Source organism: Pseudomonas sp. NPDC079367, from assembly GCF_044542195.1.
Classification (GTDB): Bacteria; Pseudomonadota; Gammaproteobacteria; order Pseudomonadales; family Pseudomonadaceae; genus Aquipseudomonas.
Map to the genome: position 1 here is coordinate 1 of NZ_JBITTW010000014.1, position 17,518 is coordinate 17,518.

Annotated in this window: 15 protein-coding genes and 1 pseudogene; 6 read left to right on the forward strand and 10 right to left on the reverse strand. The window is 60.4% G+C overall.

Annotated elements, in window-relative coordinates; genetic code table 11:
• The 7 genes and pseudogenes from ACIGDJ_RS13705 to gloB all read right to left on the reverse strand — a co-directional run.
• A pseudogene (locus ACIGDJ_RS13705) lies at nucleotides 1–1,517 on the reverse strand (ABC transporter ATP-binding protein); the annotation flags it as partial.
• A 1-nt stretch (nucleotide 1,518) separates the two neighbouring features.
• Nucleotides 1,519–2,538 carry an ABC transporter permease gene (locus ACIGDJ_RS13710; protein WP_277758229.1) on the reverse strand — a complete coding sequence of 340 codons (1,020 nt, stop codon included), beginning with the start codon at nucleotides 2,536–2,538 and terminating at the stop codon, nucleotides 1,519–1,521.
• Nucleotide 2,539: 1 nt separating this feature from the next.
• A complete protein-coding gene (locus ACIGDJ_RS13715; RefSeq protein ID WP_101159057.1) occupies nucleotides 2,540–3,613 on the reverse strand; it encodes a microcin C ABC transporter permease YejB in 1,074 nt (357 codons plus the stop codon).
• Between the two features lie 4 nt (nucleotides 3,614–3,617).
• Complete coding sequence (locus ACIGDJ_RS13720) at nucleotides 3,618–5,459, reverse strand: extracellular solute-binding protein (protein WP_101159056.1); 1,842 nt, start codon at nucleotides 5,457–5,459, stop codon at nucleotides 3,618–3,620.
• Nucleotides 5,456–7,288 (reverse strand): extracellular solute-binding protein, encoded by a 1,833-nt coding sequence (locus ACIGDJ_RS13725; protein ID WP_397478917.1) that lies wholly within the window; start codon nucleotides 7,286–7,288, stop codon nucleotides 5,456–5,458. Before ACIGDJ_RS13725 ends, ACIGDJ_RS13720 begins: the two co-directional genes overlap by 4 nt.
• 174 nt (nucleotides 7,289–7,462) lie before the next feature.
• A complete protein-coding gene (locus ACIGDJ_RS13730) occupies nucleotides 7,463–8,926 on the reverse strand; it encodes a transglycosylase SLT domain-containing protein (protein WP_101159054.1) in 1,464 nt (487 codons plus the stop codon).
• Between the two features lie 99 nt (nucleotides 8,927–9,025).
• Nucleotides 9,026–9,793, reverse strand: coding sequence for a hydroxyacylglutathione hydrolase (gloB, locus tag ACIGDJ_RS13735; protein WP_397478916.1), 768 nt, complete (start codon nucleotides 9,791–9,793; stop codon nucleotides 9,026–9,028).
• A 66-nt stretch (nucleotides 9,794–9,859) separates the two neighbouring features.
• Between gloB and ACIGDJ_RS13740 the strand changes: the two genes are divergently transcribed.
• The 4 genes from ACIGDJ_RS13740 to ACIGDJ_RS13755 all read left to right on the forward strand — a co-directional run bounded on the left by ACIGDJ_RS13740 (nucleotide 9,860) and on the right by ACIGDJ_RS13755 (nucleotide 13,040).
• Nucleotides 9,860–10,618, forward strand: a complete 759-nt coding sequence (locus ACIGDJ_RS13740; RefSeq protein ID WP_101159053.1) for a class I SAM-dependent methyltransferase — start codon at nucleotides 9,860–9,862, stop codon at nucleotides 10,616–10,618.
• A 91-nt stretch (nucleotides 10,619–10,709) separates the two neighbouring features.
• Nucleotides 10,710–11,180, forward strand: a complete 471-nt coding sequence (gene rnhA / locus ACIGDJ_RS13745) for a ribonuclease HI (protein ID WP_007910572.1) — start codon at nucleotides 10,710–10,712, stop codon at nucleotides 11,178–11,180.
• Between the two features lie 192 nt (nucleotides 11,181–11,372).
• Nucleotides 11,373–12,131: a DNA polymerase III subunit epsilon gene (dnaQ, locus tag ACIGDJ_RS13750; RefSeq protein ID WP_313002714.1), complete on the forward strand. Its 759-nt coding sequence runs from the start codon at nucleotides 11,373–11,375 to the stop codon at nucleotides 12,129–12,131.
• Nucleotides 12,132–12,425: 294 nt separating this feature from the next.
• Entirely contained in the window at nucleotides 12,426–13,040 is a 615-nt protein-coding gene (locus tag ACIGDJ_RS13755) for a GNAT family N-acetyltransferase (protein ID WP_101159050.1), read from the forward strand.
• Here ACIGDJ_RS13755 and ACIGDJ_RS13760 read toward each other — a convergent pair.
• Both ACIGDJ_RS13760 and ACIGDJ_RS13765 read right to left on the reverse strand, forming a co-directional pair.
• Nucleotides 13,006–13,899, reverse strand: coding sequence for a LysR family transcriptional regulator (locus ACIGDJ_RS13760; RefSeq protein WP_101159049.1), 894 nt, complete (start codon nucleotides 13,897–13,899; stop codon nucleotides 13,006–13,008). The genes ACIGDJ_RS13755 and ACIGDJ_RS13760 overlap by 35 nt on opposite strands.
• Before the next feature lie 84 nt (nucleotides 13,900–13,983).
• Nucleotides 13,984–14,220, reverse strand: coding sequence for a hypothetical protein (locus tag ACIGDJ_RS13765; RefSeq protein ID WP_101159048.1), 237 nt, complete (start codon nucleotides 14,218–14,220; stop codon nucleotides 13,984–13,986).
• A gap of 183 nt (nucleotides 14,221–14,403) precedes the next feature.
• Here ACIGDJ_RS13765 and ACIGDJ_RS13770 point away from each other — a divergent pair, with 183 nt between their 5' ends.
• The gene (locus ACIGDJ_RS13770; RefSeq protein ID WP_101159047.1) at nucleotides 14,404–14,961 is read left to right on the forward strand and encodes an NADPH-dependent FMN reductase; all 558 of its coding nucleotides are present in this window, start codon (nucleotides 14,404–14,406) and stop codon (nucleotides 14,959–14,961) included.
• 149 nt (nucleotides 14,962–15,110) lie between these two features.
• A complete protein-coding gene (locus ACIGDJ_RS13775; RefSeq protein ID WP_397478915.1) occupies nucleotides 15,111–16,394 on the forward strand; it encodes an arsenic transporter in 1,284 nt (427 codons plus the stop codon).
• Between the two features lie 86 nt (nucleotides 16,395–16,480).
• On the opposite strand, the gene ACIGDJ_RS13780 is transcribed toward ACIGDJ_RS13775, so the two are convergent.
• Nucleotides 16,481–17,431 (reverse strand): DUF1853 family protein, encoded by a 951-nt coding sequence (locus tag ACIGDJ_RS13780; protein WP_397478914.1) that lies wholly within the window; start codon nucleotides 17,429–17,431, stop codon nucleotides 16,481–16,483.
• Nucleotides 17,432–17,518: the final 87 nt, after the last annotated feature.

Consider the following 17,518-nt stretch of genomic DNA (forward strand, 5'->3'; position numbering starts at 1 on the left):
CTGTTCGACCACTTGGCCATGCTTGACCACCATCAGCTGGTGCTCAGCGCTTTGACGACAGCCAGGTCATGGCTGATGAACAAATACGTCAGGTTGTACTTGGCTTGCAGTGAACGCAACAGCTCCACCACTTGCCGCTGCACCGTCCGGTCGAGCGCCGAGGTCGGCTCGTCCAGCAGGATCAGCGCCGGTTTGAGCACCAAAGCCCGGGCAATGGCGATTCGTTGCCGTTGCCCACCGGAAAATTCATGGGGGTAGCGGTGCCGGGTTTCCGGATCCAGACCTACCTCCTTCAATGCTGCGATGATTGCCGCTTCCTGCTCGGTCGCGGTGCCCATCTTGTGTATCCGCAGGCCTTCGCCAACGATGTCATTGACGCACATGCGCGGGCTCAGGCTGCCAAACGGGTCCTGAAACACCACCTGCATCTCCCGCCGCAACGGGCGAACCTCGCTCTGCGTCAGGCAGTCTAGCTGTTTGCCTTCAAAGCGGATCGCGCCTTTGCTGCCGATCAGCCGCAAAATCGCCAGACCAAGGGTGGATTTGCCGGAACCGCTTTCGCCGACGATCCCCAGGGTCTGCCCCTGAGGCAGGCTGAAATTGATACCGTCCACTGCCTTGAGGTAATCCACCGTGCGCTTGAGCAGGCCTTTCTTGATCGGGAACCAGACTTTCAGGTCCTCGACTTCGAGCAGCGGCGCACCGACTTTATTGCTCGCCGGGCCGCCGCTGGGCTCCGCGCCGAGCAATTCCCGAGTGTACGGATGCTGCGGCGAACGGAACAGCTCTGCGCACGATGCCTGTTCGACGATGCAACCGCGCTGCATGACACATACGCGATGCGCAATTCTTCGCACCAGGTTCAAATCGTGACTGATCAGTAACAGCGACATGCCCAATCGAGCCTGAAGATCCTTGAGCAAATCGAGGATTTTCAGCTGAACGGTCACGTCCAGCGCGGTGGTCGGTTCGTCGGCAATCAGCAACTCCGGCTCGTTGGCCAGGGCCATGGCAATCATCACCCGCTGGCGCTGGCCGCCGGACAATTCATGGGGCAGGGCCTTGAGGCGCTTGTGCGGCTCGGGGATGCCGACCATCTCCAGCAGCTCCAAAGTGCGCTTGGTCGCCACTTTGCCGCTCAGGCCCTTGTGGATGCCGAGCACCTCGTTGATCTGCTTCTCGATCGAGTGCAGTGGATTGAGCGAGGTCATCGGCTCCTGAAAAATCATCGCGATGCGGTTGCCGCGAATATGACGGATGGTCTTTTCGCTCAAATCCAGCAGGTTCTGTCCGGCGTAATTGATGCTGCCCGCCGGATGCCGCGCCATGGGGTAGGGCAGCAGCCGCAGGATCGAATGCGCAGTCACTGATTTGCCCGAGCCGGATTCGCCGACCAGTGCCAGCGTCTCGCCGCGCTTGATGTCGAAGCTCACGCCCTCGACCACACGATGCACCCGCTCGCCGACACCGAACTCGACGGCGAGGTCGCGCACTTCGATCAGATTGTCCTGATTCATTTCACTTCCTCGGGTCGAAGGCATCGCGAGCGGACTCGCCGATAAACACCAGCAGGCTCAGCATCAACGCCAGCACTGCGAACGCGCTCATGCCCAGCCACGGCGCCTGCAGGTTGGATTTGCCCTGCGCGACCAGTTCACCCAGCGACGGACTGCCGGCCGGCAAGCCGAAGCCGAGGAAATCCAGCGCGGTGAGGGTGCCGATGGCGCCGGTGAGGATGAACGGCATGAAGGTCATGGTCGAAACCATGGCGTTGGGCAGGATGTGGCGGAACATGATCGCGCCGTTCTGCATGCCCAGCGCTCTGGCGGCCCGCACGTATTCAAGGTTGCGCCCGCGCAGAAACTCGGCGCGCACCACGTCGACCAGGCTCATCCACGAAAACAGCAGCATGATCCCCAGCAACCACCAGAAATTCGGCTGGACGAAACTGGCCAGAATGATCAGCAGATACAGCACCGGCAGCCCCGACCAGATTTCGAGAAAACGCTGCCCGGCCAGATCGACCCAGCCGCCATAAAAGCCCTGAAGCGCCCCGGCAATTACACCGATGATCGAACTCAGCACGGTCAACGTCAGCGCAAACAGCACCGAAATGCGGAAGCCGTAAATCACCCGCGCCAGCACATCGCGGCCCTGATCGTCGGTGCCCAGCAGGTTGTCCGCCGAGGGCGGTGCCGGTGCCGGGACTTTCAGGTCGTAATTGATGCTCTGGTAGCTGTAGGGGATCGGTGCCCACAACACCCAGGCATCCTTGGCCTTGAGCAGTTCGCGGATGTACGGGCTCTTGTAGTTGGCTTCCAGCGGGAATTCGCCGCCGAAGGTGGTTTCCGGGTAACGCTTGATCGCCGGGAAATACCAGTTGTTGTCGTAATGCACCGCCAGCGGCTTGTCGTTGGCGATCAGTTCGGCGCCGAGGCTTAGTCCGAACAGGATCAGAAACAGCCACAGCGACCACCAGCCACGCTTGTTGGCCTTGAACAGTTCGAAGCGGCGGCGGTTGAGAGGGGACAGGTTCATCTCAATGCTCCCGGCTTGCGAAGTCGATGCGCGGATCGACAAAGGTGTAGGTGAGGTCGCCGATCAGCTTCACCACCAGCCCGAGCAGGGTGAAGATGAACAGCGTGCCGAACACCACCGGGTAGTCGCGGTTGATCGCCGCCTCGAAACTCATCAGGCCAAGGCCATCGAGAGAGAAGATCACTTCCACCAGCAACGAGCCGGTGAAAAAAATGCCGATGAACGCCGAAGGGAAACCGGCAATCACCAGCAGCATGGCGTTACGGAAAACGTGCCCGTAAAGCACGCGATGACGGGTCAGGCCCTTGGCCTTGGCAGTGACCACATACTGTTTGTTGATCTCATCGAGAAAGCTGTTTTTCGTCAGCAAGGTCATGGTCGCGAAGTTGCCGATCACCAATGCCGTTACCGGCAATGCCAGGTGCCAGAAATAATCGAGGATCTTGCCGCCCAGACTCAGTTCATCGAAGTTGTTCGAGGTCAGGCCACGGAGGGGGAACCAGTCCAGATAGCTGCCACCGGCAAACACCACGATCAGCAGGATCGCAAACAGAAACGCCGGAATCGCGTAACCGATGATGATTGCCGAACTGGTCCACACGTCGAAGTGGCTGCCGTGCCGGGTGGCCTTGGCAATCCCCAGCGGGATCGACACCAGGTACATGATCAGCGTGCTCCAGAGCCCCAGCGAAATCGATACGGGCATCTTTTCCTTGATCAGATCGATGACCTTGGCGTCGCGGAAGAAGCTGTCGCCGAAATCCAGCTGCGCGTAGTTCTTGACCATGATCCACAGACGTTCCGGGGCCGATTTGTCGAACCCGTACATGTGCTCGATTTCCTTGATCAGCGCTGGGTCCAGCCCCTGCGCGCCGCGATACGACGAGCCGGCCACGGCCACTTCGGCGCCGCCGCCGGCAATCCGGCTGGTGGCGCCTTCGAAGCCTTCGAGCTTGGCGATCATCTGTTCCACCGGCCCGCCGGGCGCGGCCTGGATGATCACGAAGTTGATCAGCAGAATGCCGAACAGGGTCGGGATGATCAGCAGCAGTCGCCGAAAGATATACGCCAGCATCTGATTACTCCGTGCCCGCAGGGTCGGCTAGCAGTTGGGTTTCGACTTCTGCAGCAGGTTTGGCGTCAGGCTTGACCCACCAGGTATTGATGCCGATGTCGTACTTGGGCGAAGTTTTCGGGTGACCGATGTGGTTCCAGTAGGCTACGCGCCAGCTCTTGATGTGCCAGTTCGGCACCACGTAGTAGCCCCATTGCAGTACGCGATCCAGCGCGCGGGCGTGGGCCACCAGACTTTTGCGCGAGTCGGCGTTGATCAGGCTTTCCACCAGTTGATCAACGGTCGGGTCTTTCAGGCCCATGCTGTTGCGGCTGCTCGGTTTGTCGGCGGCAGCGCTCATCCAGTATTCGCGTTGCTCGTTGCCCGGCGAGTTGGACTGGGGAAAGCTGCCGACCATCATGTCGAAGTCCCGCGAACGCACGCGGTTGATGTACTGAGAGACGTCGACGCGGCGGATCACCAGGTCGATGCCCAGATCGCTGAGGTTGCGCTTGAACGGTAGCAGCACCCGTTCGAATTCGGTCTGCGCGAGCAAGAACTCGATCACCACCGGTTTGCCCGTGGCATCGACCATTTTGTCATCGACAATCTTCCAGCCGGCTTCTTGCAGCAGTTGATACGCCTCGCGCTGCTGGGTGCGGATCATGCCGCTGGCGTCGGTCTTCGGATTTTCAAAGGCTTCGCTGAATACCTGAGCCGGCAGTTTGCTGCGGAACGGCTCGAGAATGGTCCGCTGATCGGCATCGGGCAGGCCGGTGGCGGCCATTTCCGAGTTTTCGAAATAACTGCGGGTGCGCACGTAGGCGCCGTTGAACAGTTGCTTGTTGGTCCATTCGAAATCGAACAGCAGCCCGAGCGCCTGACGCACGCGCACGTCCTGAAATACCGGGCGGCGCAGGTTGAAGACGAAACCCTGCATGCCGGTCGGGTTGCTGTTGGCGATCAGTTCCTTGACCAAGCGGCCCTCGGTGACCGCCGGAACGTTATAAGCGCTGGCCCAGTTTTTGGCGGTCATCTCCAGCCAGTAATCGAACTGCCCGGCCTTCAGCGCTTCGAGGGCGACGGTGTTGTCGCGGTAGTAATCGGTGGTCATCGTGTCGAAGTTGTAAAAGCCACGGTTGACCGGCAAATCCTTGCCCCAGTAATCCTTGACCCGCTCGTAGCGCACCGAGCGCCCGGCCTTCACTTGGGTAACCTTGTACGGGCCGCTACCCAGCGGGATTTCCAGATTGCCTTTATTGAAGTCACGACTGGCCCACCAGTGTTTCGGCAAGACCGGCAACTGGCCGAGGATCAGCGGCAGCTCGCGGTTGTTGCTGTGCTTGAACTTGAACAGCACTTTCAGCGGGTCTTCGGCGATGGCTTCGGCGACATCGTTGTAATAGCCGCGAAACATCGGCGAGCCTTCCTTGGTCAGCGTCTCGAAGCTGAACACCACGTCTTCGGCGCGCACGGGGTGGCCGTCATGGAACCGCGCTTCGGGGCGCAGGTAGAAGCGTACCCAGCTGTTGTCGTCGGCTTTCTCGATCTTGCTGGCGACCAGGCCGTATTCGGTGAACGGCTCGTCGAGGCTGTGTTTGGTCAGGGTGTCGTAGATCTGCCCGATGTCATCGGCGGGTACGCCTTTGTTGATGAACGGGTTGAGGCTGTCAAAGCCGCCGAAACCGGCCTGACGGAACACGCCGCCCTTGGGCGCATCGGGGTTCACGTAGTCGAAATGCTTGAAATCGGCCGGGTATTTCGGCGGCTCGTTGTATAGGGTCACGGCGTGTTGCGGGGCGGCCCACGCCAGCCCGGCGAACAGCAAGCCGCTGGCCTGCACGAGCAGGATGCGAACAGGGTTCATCGATCTTTCTCCGAAGACTTCAGCCACCACGCGCTCAGGCCCAAGGTGTAAGGCGGCGTGGTGACAAAGGCCAACCGGTTGCGGTAGGCCAGACGGTGATAATTGAGGTACCAGTTGGGAACGCTGTAGTGCTGCCAGAGCAGCACGCGGTCGAGTGCCTTGCCAGCGGCGACCTGCTCGTCGCGGGTTCGCGCCGCGAGCAGTTGTTCGAGCAGGTGATCGACCACCGGGTTGGCGATGCCCGCGTAATTCTTGCTGCCCTTGACGTTCACCTGGCTGGAGTGGAAGTACTGCCACTGCTCAAGGCCCGGGCTCAAGGTCTGGCCAAGTGTCATCGAGATCATGTCGAAATCGAACTGATCGAGGCGCTGTTTGTACTGGGCGCGATCGACTGTGCGCAGGCGCGCGTCGATGCCGATGCTGTTGAGGTTCTCGATGTACGGCTGATAGAGGCGCTCCAGGTTTGGATTGACCAGCAGCAATTCGAAGCGCAACGGTTGGCCATCATTGTTTTGCAGACGCTGGCCGTGGAGTTTCCAGCCGGCCTCAGCGAGCAAGGCGAGGGCCTTGCGCATGGTTTCGCGCGGAATGCCACGGCCATCGGTTTGCGGCAGGGTGAACGGCTCGGTGAACAGCCTGGCCGGGAGCTGATCCTTGTATGGCTTGAGCATCAGCCATTCGTGCCCGACCGGCAGGCCGGACGCAGTGAATTCGCTGTTGGGGTAATAGCTGGTCGTGCGCTTGTAGGCGTCGCTGAACAGCGCGCGGTTGGTCCATTCGAAGTCGAACATCAGGCCCAGCGCTTCGCGCGTTCTGACATCGGCGAACGTCGCACGGCGGGTATTCATGAACAGGCCTTGCGTCTGGGTCGGGATCTGGTGCGGGATCTGCGCCTTGATCACCTCGCCACGACGTACGGCAGGGAAGTTGTAACCGTTGACCCAGTTCTTCGCCTGATGCTCGATGTAGATGTCGAACTCACCGGCCTTGAACGCTTCGAAGGCCACATCGCTGTCGCGGTAGAACTCGACTTCCATGCGATCGAAATTGTACTTGCCGCGATTGACCGCCAGGTCTTTGCCCCAGTAATCCTTGACCCGTTCGAAGATCAACTGCCGTCCCGGCGTGACTGACGTGATGCGGTACGGCCCGCTGCCCAGCGGCGGCTCGAAGGTGGTGGCTTTGAAGTCGCGGTCCTTCCAGTAATGCTGCGGCAACACTGGCAGTTCACCGAGGCGCAGGATCAGGAGCGGGTTGCCCGAGCGCTTGAGCACGAACCGGATGCGCTGCTTGCTGAGGATGTCGACTCGCAGCACTTCCTGCAGGGCCGTGCGATACAGCGGATGACCTTCCTTGAGCAGCAGGCGATAGGAGAACGCGACGTCATACGCGGTGATCGGCGCGCCATCGTGAAACCGCGCTTCAGGCCGCAGATTGAACACCACCCAGCTGCGATCCTCGCTGTATTCCACCGATTGTGCGATCAAACCGTAACTTGAGGCCGGCTCGTCGCCGGACGGCGAATACTGCCCGGTGCCAACCATGAGCGGCTCGTTCAGTTCGTTGATGCCGTACTGGAGGAAGTTCGCTGTGGTGACCGGGCTGGTGCCCTTGAAAGTGTACGGATTGACCGTATCGAAGGTGCCGAACGCCATCACCCGCAACGTACCGCCCTTGGGCGCTTGCGGGTTGACCCAGTCGAAGTGGGTAAATCTGGCCGGGTACTTGAGCGTGCCGAACTGCGCATAACCATGACTTTCGGTAATCGTCGCGCTTGCGGTAGAGCTCAAGGCCAGGCTGATCAGGAGCAGGAGGAGGGCACGCTTCAAGTCAGATCCGATCCAGCGGCTTGGGCTTTGTGGGCCGTACAGTAACAGCTTGTCTGGACAGGAAAAAGATGCGGGTTAATGCCGGGTTAATGCAAAAAAAAGATCGCAGCCTTCGGCAGCTCCTACAGGGATCGATGTAGGTGCTGCCGAAGGCTGCGATCTTTTGATTTCAAATCAATGCGGCTGGTAAACCGTGAGCATTTGCCCAGGCTTGAGTGCCTTGCCCGCACCCGGGTTCCAGCGCTTGAGATGTTGCATCTCGACGTTGAAACGCTTGGCCACCACGTACAGTGTGTCGCCGCGCTTGACCTTGTACTGGGTCTGCTGCTTGCTTTCGTTCTTGCCTTTGGTCTTGGTATTCGCCGCGACCACGGTGTTGACCCGGCCGGACTTGCGCGCCGGGGCACGCTTGGTGTTGTCCTGCATGACCAGAGTCTGGCCGACCTTGAGGTTCTTGCCGGTCAGCTTGTTCCAGCGCTGCAGATCCTTGACTTCGACCTTGTTGGCCTTGGCGATGGAGCCGAGGTTGTCGCCACGCTTGACCCGATAAGCACGTTTGAGCTGCGCCACTTCCGACGGATCGGCGCCTTCGAACACCGGTTTCAGCGAGCGGGGGCTGATCAGTTCGTCCGGGCGCATGGTCTGCAGACTGGCGGTGAGCAGTTGCGCCTTGGACGTTGGCACCAGCAAATGCTGCGGGCCGTCGATGGTGGTGCGCTGTTTGAAGGCCGGGTTGAGCTGGAACAGTTCGTCTTCGTCAATGTTGGCCACTGCAGCGACCTTGGACAGGTCCATGCGCTGGTTGATTTCGACGACCTGGAAGTACGGTTCATTGGCGATCGGGTTGAGGTTGACTCCGTACGCTTCCGGCGCCAGCACCACTTGCGACAGCGCCAGCAGTTTCGGCACGTACGCCTGGGTTTCCGCCGGCAGCGGCAGGTTCCAGTAGTCGGTGGGCAGGCCAAGCTTTTCGTTGCGCTCGATTGCCCGGCTGACCGTGCCTTCACCGGCATTGTAGGCCGCCAGAGCCAGCAGCCAGTCACCGTTGAACATGTCGTGCAAACGCGTGAGGTAATCCATCGCTGCGGTGGTCGAGGCGGTGATGTCGCGACGGCCATCGTAGAAACGCGTCTGGCGCAGGTTGAAGTAACGCCCGGTAGACGGAATGAATTGCCACAGGCCCACGGCATCGGCGCGCGAATAGGCCATCGGGTTGTAGGCGCTCTCGATCACCGGCAGCAGGGCCAGCTCCAGCGGCATGTTGCGTTCTTCGAGGCGTTCGACGATGTAATGAATGTAGAGGCTGCCGCGTTCGCCGGCATTCTCCAGAAAAGAGGGGTTACTGGCGAACCACAGGCGTTGTTGCTCGATGCGCGGATTGACGCCAAGGCCTTCCTGCAGCTGGAAGCCCTGGCGCATGCGCTCCCAGATGTCCTGGGGCGCCACGGGCGTGGGCTTCTCGGTCAGCCAGATCGGCTTCTGCTTGGCTCGCGCAGCAATGTTCGGCGTGTGCGTCGCTTCAGTCTGCGGAGCATGGCTGGAACAGCCCGCCAGCGTGGCGGACACAGCCACCGCAATGGCTTGCGCCAGGCGGGTCAAAGCATCTGAGTTGACGGACTTACGTATGGATGACGACATTGGCTGGAAGTAAGTTCCGGGCAAAAATGTCGGGCGATTCTAGAAAGCGCACCCCCTGCGGTCAACCATTGAGAATTTTCGCGCCGCTCAACAGGTTAGTCAGAACGTGTCTTTCCATGTCCGCAGAGCCGCAAAAACCTCACTCGGCGCCCGGTTTTGAGCGCCTTCCCGTTCGTCCACTTTTTGTGTAACCAATGTTTCAGAAGTGCGTAAAAACGGATTGGTCAGCTTTTCCAGTGCCAGAGTCGACGGCAGGGTCATCACGCCGTTCTGCCGTTGTTGGTTGACCTTGTCCAGACGGGCGGCAACGTGCGGATTACCCGGCTCGACCGCGGCGGCAAACTTCAGATTGCTCAAGGTGTATTCGTGGGTGCAGTAGATAAGCGTATCTTCCGGCAGGGCCGCGAGACGGCTGAGCGAGTGATACATCTGTTCGGGCGTGCCTTCGAACAGCCGGCCGCAACCGGCCGCAAACAGCGTGTCGCCGCAAAACAGCAGGCCATGGTGGTAATAGGCAATGTGCCCCAACGTGTGACCGGGTACCGCGTAGACCGCGAAGTCCCAGCCGAGCACGCTGACGCTGTCGTTGTCCTTCAAAGCTACGTCGCGCGCCGGGATGTTTTCGCTGGCCGGGCCGTAGACTTTGGCGCCGGTCGCCGCTTTCAGGCGCTCGACGCCGCCGACGTGGTCATGATGATGGTGGGTGATCAGAATATCGCTGAGCACCCAGCCCGGATGGGCGTCAAGCCACGCCTGTACCGGGGCGGCGTCGCCCGGGTCGACCACCGCGCAGCGCTGGGTCTGGTGGTCCTGTAACAACCAGATGTAGTTGTCGGTGAACGCGGGCAGGGCACTGATCTGTATCATCGTCGGAATTCGCCAAGCGGAAAACATTGGCGCATCTTAGTAGTTCCTGGCGCGTTGGAGAATGACATGACCGATAAAGCGTTCGCTCAGGCCGATCCCGACTGGCTGGCATTGATCAGCGCTGCCCGCGAATGGCTGTCGGGGCCGCTCGGGCAATTTCTGCTGGATGAAGAGCGGCGCATGCTCGACGACGAGCTCGGGCGCTTCTTCGGCGGTTACCTGGTGCATTACGGCCCGTCCGCCGAAACGCCGCCGTCTGCGCCGCAGGTGCAGCGTAACGTGCGCCTCGGTGCGCCGTTGCCCGGGGTTGAGATCGTTTGCGAAGAGCAGGCCTGGCCGTTGAGCGAGCACGCCGCCGATGTAGTGGTGATGCAACACGGTCTGGATTTCTGCCTGTCTCCCCACGGTTTGCTGCGTGAAGCGGCGAGCAGCGTGCGCCCCGGCGGGCATCTGCTGATCATCGGCATCAATCCCTGGAGCACTTGGGGGCTGCGGCATTTTTTCGCCAATGATGCCTTGCGCAAGGCGCGCTGCATCTCGCCGTCGCGGGTCGCCGACTGGCTCAATCTGCTGGGCTTCGCGCTGGAGAAACGCCGCTTCGGGTGCTATCGTCCGCCGCTCGCGTCGCCCAAGTGGCAGAACCGCCTGGCCGGCTGGGAACGCAAGGCCGGTGACTGGCAATTGTCCGGCGGCGGCTTCTATCTATTGGTGGCGCGCAAGATTGTGGTGGGCCTCAGGCCGTTGCGCCAGGAGCGCCGTGAGCCGATGGGCAAGCTGATTCCGCTGCCGATGGCCAAGGTCAATCGCCGCCGCATCGAACCGTAAAACCCTCTTTTATCAGTAGCCGGGCCTGTCCCGGCCGCGGTCATTGTCGATCCGTGATTGGCAGGACAGGCATTTTTCTGGAAAGACTGGCATGAGCGAAAGCGTGGAAAGCGTCGACACCGTAGAATTGTTCACCGACGGCGCCTGCAAGGGCAACCCAGGCCCCGGCGGCTGGGGCGCGCTGCTGGTGTGCAAGGGCGTCGAAAAGGAACTGTGGGGCGGCGAAGCCAATACCACCAATAATCGTATGGAACTGCTCGGCGCGATCCGCGGCCTTGAAGCACTCAAGCGCCCCTGCGAAGTGCTGCTGGTGACCGACTCGCAATACGTGATGAAAGGCATCAACGAGTGGATGGCCAACTGGAAAAAGCGCGGCTGGAAGACTGCCGCGAAAGAACCGGTGAAAAACGCCGATCTGTGGAAAGAGCTGGACGAGCAGGTCAATCGCCACAAAGTCACCTGGAAATGGGTGCGCGGGCATATTGGCCATCACGGCAACGAGCGGGCCGACCAGTTGGCTAACCGTGGGGTGGATGAGGTTCGAGGGTACAAACAGTCCTGAATTCCTTCTGCGGTACCGAGGCGCGCCCTTCGCGAGCAAGCCCGCTCCCACATTGGATGCGTATTGTGAACACGATCCAGTGTGGGAGCGGGCTTGCTCGCGAAGGGGGCACCACGGTCCGACTGAAACACCCCGCCGAGCGTGTTAACATCCGCGCTTTTGCACGATTGACCCGTTGAGAGCTGAGCACTGATGGCTACCAGATCCGTTGTACTCGATACCGAAACCACCGGCATGCCGGTGACCGATGGTCACCGGATCATTGAAATCGGTTGTGTCGAACTGATCGGTCGGCGCCTGACGGGCCGCCACTTTCACGTTTATCTGCAACCGGATCGCGAGAGCGATGAGGGGGCGATCGGTGTGCACGGCATCACCAACGAATTCCTCGTCGGCAAGCCGCGCTTCGCTGAAGTCGCCGACGAGTTCTTCGAGTTCATCAAAGGCGCGCAGCTGATCATCCACAACGCGGCGTTCGACGTTGGTTTCATCAACAACGAATTTGCCTTGATGGGTCAGCACGATCGCGCTGACATCACCCAGCATTGCTCGATCCTCGATACCCTGATGATGGCCCGGGAACGTCACCCGGGTCAGCGCAACAGCCTCGATGCGTTGTGCAAACGTTACGGCGTCGACAACTCCGGCCGTGAATTGCACGGCGCCTTGCTCGACTCGGAAATCCTCGCCGACGTTTACCTGACCATGACTGGCGGCCAGACCAGCCTGTCGCTGGCCGGCAATGCGTCCGACGGCAATGGCACGGGCGAGGGTGCGGATAACTCAGCCACGGAAATTCGTCGTCTGCCGGTCGATCGCCAGCCAGCACGCATAATCCGTGCGACCGAAGAAGAACTGGCGGCGCATCTGGTGCGGCTGGAAATCATCGCCAAGTCGGCGGGAGCACCGGCATTGTGGACGCAGATTGCCGAGGCTGATGCGCAGGCCTGAAAGTTCAAAAGATCGCAGCCTTCGGCAGCTCCTACGGGTATTGCATTGCAAAGTAAGGGTCGCGGGACGCTGCGATTTTTTGCGTTTGGCGACATGAAGCCAAGTTGCCACCCTCGCCACATGCGCCGCAACCCACTACCCTGAGTGCACTGGTCAGGTGCAAACCTGCCGCCTCAGGACACTGAGCCTCATGTATAACGAGTTGAAATTTACGCTGGTGATCACCCATCGCGACATCAAGGTCGACGCCGCTGCCAGCGTCGATTGCGTCAAGGAATGAGGACTTTTCCCAGTATGCAACCGGTCATGAATCCGAAATACCCAGGGTTGTCGGTGCGGGTCGCCGACGAAGGTTTTGCGCCGTATATCTGGGGCAGCGACTTCAGTTTCGAGGTCACCGCCTACGGCGCTGCCGTGATCGGCAAACCGGTCGAGCAATGGCCGGTGACGCCGATCGTGCCGTACCGCAAGTGCTATGGCATTGATCCAGAGGAGTTCAGCGCCTTTCATAACGCGCCCGACAGCGCGATTTTCATGGCGTACCTTGACGACGAGCCGGTTGGCCATTTGGTGATCAGCACCAACTGGAACGGCTTTGCCCACATCGATGAACTGGCGGTACATGCGCCGGCCCGCCGGCACGGGGTGGCCAAGGCATTGCTTGATGTAGCGCAATTCTGGAGCCGCAAGAAAAAGCTGCCGGGCATCATGCTCGAAACCCAGAACAACAACCTTGGCGCCTGTCGGCTATATGAACGTTGCGGTTATGTGGTTGGCGGCATCGACCAGTTGCGCTATCGCGGCATTGATGCGCACACCGCCGAAGTCGCCTTGTTCTGGTATCGCCTGTTTGACAATCCGCTGGAAAAACCACTCAGTTCGACAACATCGCCTCGGCTTGTTCCGTGACGATGGCCAGCAGTGCCTGAATCGCCGCCGCTGGCGCAGCATGTTTGAAGGTCAGGGCGTAGAGGCTGATCGGCACCGCGGGGGATAGCGGGCAGACGTCCAGCCCACCGGCGCGGGCGCCCAACGCGGTGAAGGGGTCGACGATGGCCAGGCCTTCGCCGGCCTCGACCATGCTGCGCATCATCTGATGGGTCTGTACGCGGGTCTGAATGCTTGGTGCCGGGCGCAAGGCCTGGAGTTTGTTTTCCAGTGCCGGGCTCAGCGGATCCTGACCTTCGAGACCCACCATTGCCTGACCGGCGAGATCCTGTAGGGAAATGTATTTCTGTTTCGGCTGCAGCCAGCCGTGCGGCGCAAGCAATTGCAGCTTGCCTTGTGCGAGCGGCTGACAGTGGATGTCGGGGTGTTCGGGATCGTGCAGGCTCAGGCCCAGATCGCTTTCGCGCAGCAACAGGCTGCGGATGATGTCGCGAGTCGATGCGCTGAGCAGGCTGCACGGTGCATCCGGCAAGCGTCGGCGCAGGGCCGCCAGGCTGTGGGGCAACAGATGCTGGGCCAGCGGCGGGGTAGCGATGATGCGCAAGGGCGGGGCGAGGTATTGTTTCAGGCTGCTGGCCAGACGCTGCAGTGGCTCCAGCGCCTCATAGATGTGCGCGATTTCTACCTGCAAGGCGCGCGCTTCGGGTGTCGATTGCAGGCGTCCGCGGACGCTGGCAAAGAGCATGAACCCCAACTGGCTTTCGGCTTCGCGCAAACGCTCCTCGACCTCGGTCACCGGCAACTGCAGCCATTCGGCGGCGGTGCCCAGGTGACCGGTCTGCAAGAGCGCCTGAATCACTTCGATGTGGCGTAAACGCATGCGTGAAGTCCATGTTCAGCAGGTGAGGGCGGTGCTGAATCCTACCCCAACTCTGCGTACATGACTGCTGCTCATCACGCCGGGTTATTGCGCAGCGATCGGCTCAGGCTCGCGAATCAACGTAATACCCGACTGCACCAGCAGGTATTCGTTTTCGCTGACCTTATTGATGCGGTCACCAATGGCCAATTTGTAGGTGGTGACGGGCTCCGAGCCGGTGAAGCCGTCTGCAGACGGGTTCGATTCCTGGAATTCATGCACGGAATAAACGCGGCCTTCCGCATCTCTTGCATGAAACTGACCGACGAGTACTGCTGCCATCTGCTTAGAACCTCTGGAGATAAAACGCTTGATTTGCGGCTTTGTAGACCGCCACCAAGCTCGGTAAGTTTTCCTACAATCAAAAAATATTATTCGTGCAGGAAAAACCAATGATCGCTGGTGAAATCGCCAACAGATCATCTATAACTAGCGACTCTTCCCACAGACCATCGAGAGTCTTCCATGAGCAATGTCTACAACGTCGCTGTAGTGGTCGGTAGCCTGCGCAAAGCATCGATCAATCGCAAGATCGCACTGGCACTGGCTGAACTGGCCCCGGCGAACCTGAAACTTGAGATTGTCGAAATCGGCGATCTGCCTCTCTACAACGAAGACATCGATGGTGATACACCGCCCGCAGCCTACAGCACTTTCCGTCAGAAAGTGGCGTCATCCGACGCGGTGCTGTTTGTCACCCCCGAGTACAACCGCTCGATCCCCGCACCGTTGAAGAACGCCATCGACGTCGGTTCGCGGCCGTATGGCCAGAGCGCTTGGAGCGGCAAACCTGGTGCAGTGATCAGCGTATCGCCAGGCGCCATCGGTGGCTTCGGCGCTAACCAGCACCTGCGTCAGACTTTTGTTTTTCTCGATATTCACTGCCTGCAACAGCCGGAAGCCTATCTGGGCGGCGCGGGCAACGCGTTTGACGAAGCGGGCAAGCTGAGCGAAACGGTGAAGCCTTTTCTGCAGAAATTCATCAATGCGTACGGCCAGTTCGTCGAGCAACACAAGAAATAACCGCGTACACAAAACAACTGTGGGAGCGGGCTTGCTCGCGAATGCGCCGTGTCAGACACCAATTCTTTGTTTGACACGGCGCATTCGCGAGCAAGCCCGCTCCCACATTTGTTGTTCATTCCATTTTTGATCTTTGAAGGCTTCTGCGAATGCTCGCTGCGTCACTGATTTTCCTGCTGACCATCACCCTCGTCATCTGGCAACCCAAAGGGCTCGGCGTCGGCTGGAGTGCTACGTTGGGCGCCGTGCTGGCGTTGATCTTCGGGGTCGTCCACCTCACGGATATCCCGCTGGTCTGGCAGATCATCTGGAACGCGACCGGCACCTTCGTCGCGCTTATCATCATCAGCCTGTTGCTCGACGAGGCTGGCTTCTTCAATTGGGCGGCGCTGCATGTGGCGCGGTGGGGGCGGGGCAGTGGACGCAAATTGTTTGCTTTCATGGTGCTGCTCGGTGCGCTGGTGTCGGCGCTGTTCGCCAACGACGGCGCGGCGCTGATTCTCACGCCCATCGTGATTTCAATGCTGCTGGCGCTGCGCTTTACCCCGGCGGCGACGCTGGCCTTTGTCATGGGCGCGGGGTTTATTGCCGACACGGCGAGCTTGCCGCTGGTGGTGTCGAACCTGGTCAACATCGTGTCCGCAGATTTCTTTCACATCGGCTTCAATCGCTACGCCGCGGTAATGGTGCCGGTCAACTTTGTCAGCGTTGCGGCAACGTTGGGCATGTTGCTGTGGTTTTTCCGGCACGACATCCCGGCTGCGTACGATCCAGAACAACTGGAAAACCCGCACACCGCAATCCACGACAAGGCGACGTTCTATGCCGGCTGGGCGGTGCTGGTGATCCTGTTGATCGGCTGCTTCGCCCTCGAACCGCTGGGCATTCCGATCAGCGCGATTTCGGCGGTGTGCGCCGCGCTGCTGCTGGGTATCGCCGCCCGTGGCCACAAGATTTCCACGCGCAAAGTGATGAAAGAAGCACCGTGGCAGATCGTGATTTTCTCGCTGGGCATGTACCTGGTGGTGTACGGCCTGCGCAACGCCGGGCTCACCAGTTATCTCGCCGGTTGGCTGGACATTTTCGCCGGTCATGGCGTGTGGGGGGCGGCGCTTGGCACGGGAGTGCTGACGGCGTTGCTGTCGTCGATCATGAACAACTTGCCGACCGTGCTGATCGGTCTGCTGTCGATTGACGCCAGTCAGGCCAGCGGGGTGATCAAGGAAGCGATGATCTACGCCAACGTGATTGGCAGCGACCTGGGGCCGAAGATCACTCCGATCGGCAGTCTGGCGACCTTGTTGTGGCTGCACGTGCTGGAGCGCAAGGGCATTCACGTTGGCTGGGGGTATTACTTCAGGGTGGGGATTGTGCTGACGGTGCCGGTGTTGGTGGTGACGTTGGCGGCTTTGGCGGTGCGATTGTCTTTTTAAAAGCAAGATCAAAAGATCGCAGCCTTCGGCAGCTCCTACAGGGAGTACGCATCCCAAATCCAGGAGCTGCCGAAGGCTGCGATCTTTCAAACCTGGCCCGGCACATTCGGCCAAAGATCCGCCACCAGAAACAACCGCTCCGCCTCTTCCCATTCGCCCTCGGTATTTTCGGTCAGGCGCACCATCAACTGCGCCGGTGCCAGCGCCGGCAAATCCTCCAGCCACACACGCAGATGCTCATCCGCCCAGACCTGATCCGCCGGATAATGCGCCGGGGCCAGCCAGGCGTGGCGGGGCAGGGGTTGCCAGCGCCCGGGAGGACGTTGGGCGACAAACGCCGGCCAGTCCTTCTGATGCAGCCAACTGCCACGCAGATGTTGCGGATGGGCGCCGTTGGGCGAGTCGGCCTGCCCCGGCCACGGATACAGCAGATAACCGCCCAGCCACAGCTGCGCGCTGAACGTTTCGATATCCAGCGCCGCGAGTACTTCGCGGCTTTCCGCGCGCGCCGAGATCGGTAGTTGATGCTCGGCCAGGTGCGCCAGTTTGCGATCCAGCCGGTCATGGCAACCCGGGCCCAACCACTGCGCCGGATCGCGGCCATCGCCATCTTGCGGGCCAAGGTAGAGCTTGATCGCCAGTTCCAGGTGATGCACGCCGTCGCGGTCACGCAGCAACATGTCGAGTTCGCCGAGGGTGTGCCCGGCGCGGCGAATCGGCAGGTTGGCGGCGATCAGTTCGATGCCCGGCGCCTGCTCCACGGCGAACTGCCACAAGCGTTCGTAATACAGGCCCAGGCGCCGGGTCCGCGCCTGTGACAGCCATTGCAGCAGGCCGTAACTGTCGCGGTCGAGTCCGCGCAGCCAGTGTTCGAGACGCTGCGGGTCGTGCACCCAGTCGCTGCCGGCCAGCGGATGGCGCTGTGGCCACGGCGTGTCGGCGAGCATCGGCGGCGCGAGGATCACCCACGCCAGGTCCCGCACTTCGGGATGGCGTAATTGATGGGGCAATTGCAACAGGTCTGGAAAGAGGATCATCTTGCGAGCATAGCCTTAAACCTGAGCCCACCCTTGAGGCTGAAAGGATTTTGTCTATCTGGCGCTTTCGCCCATAATCGGGTTTTC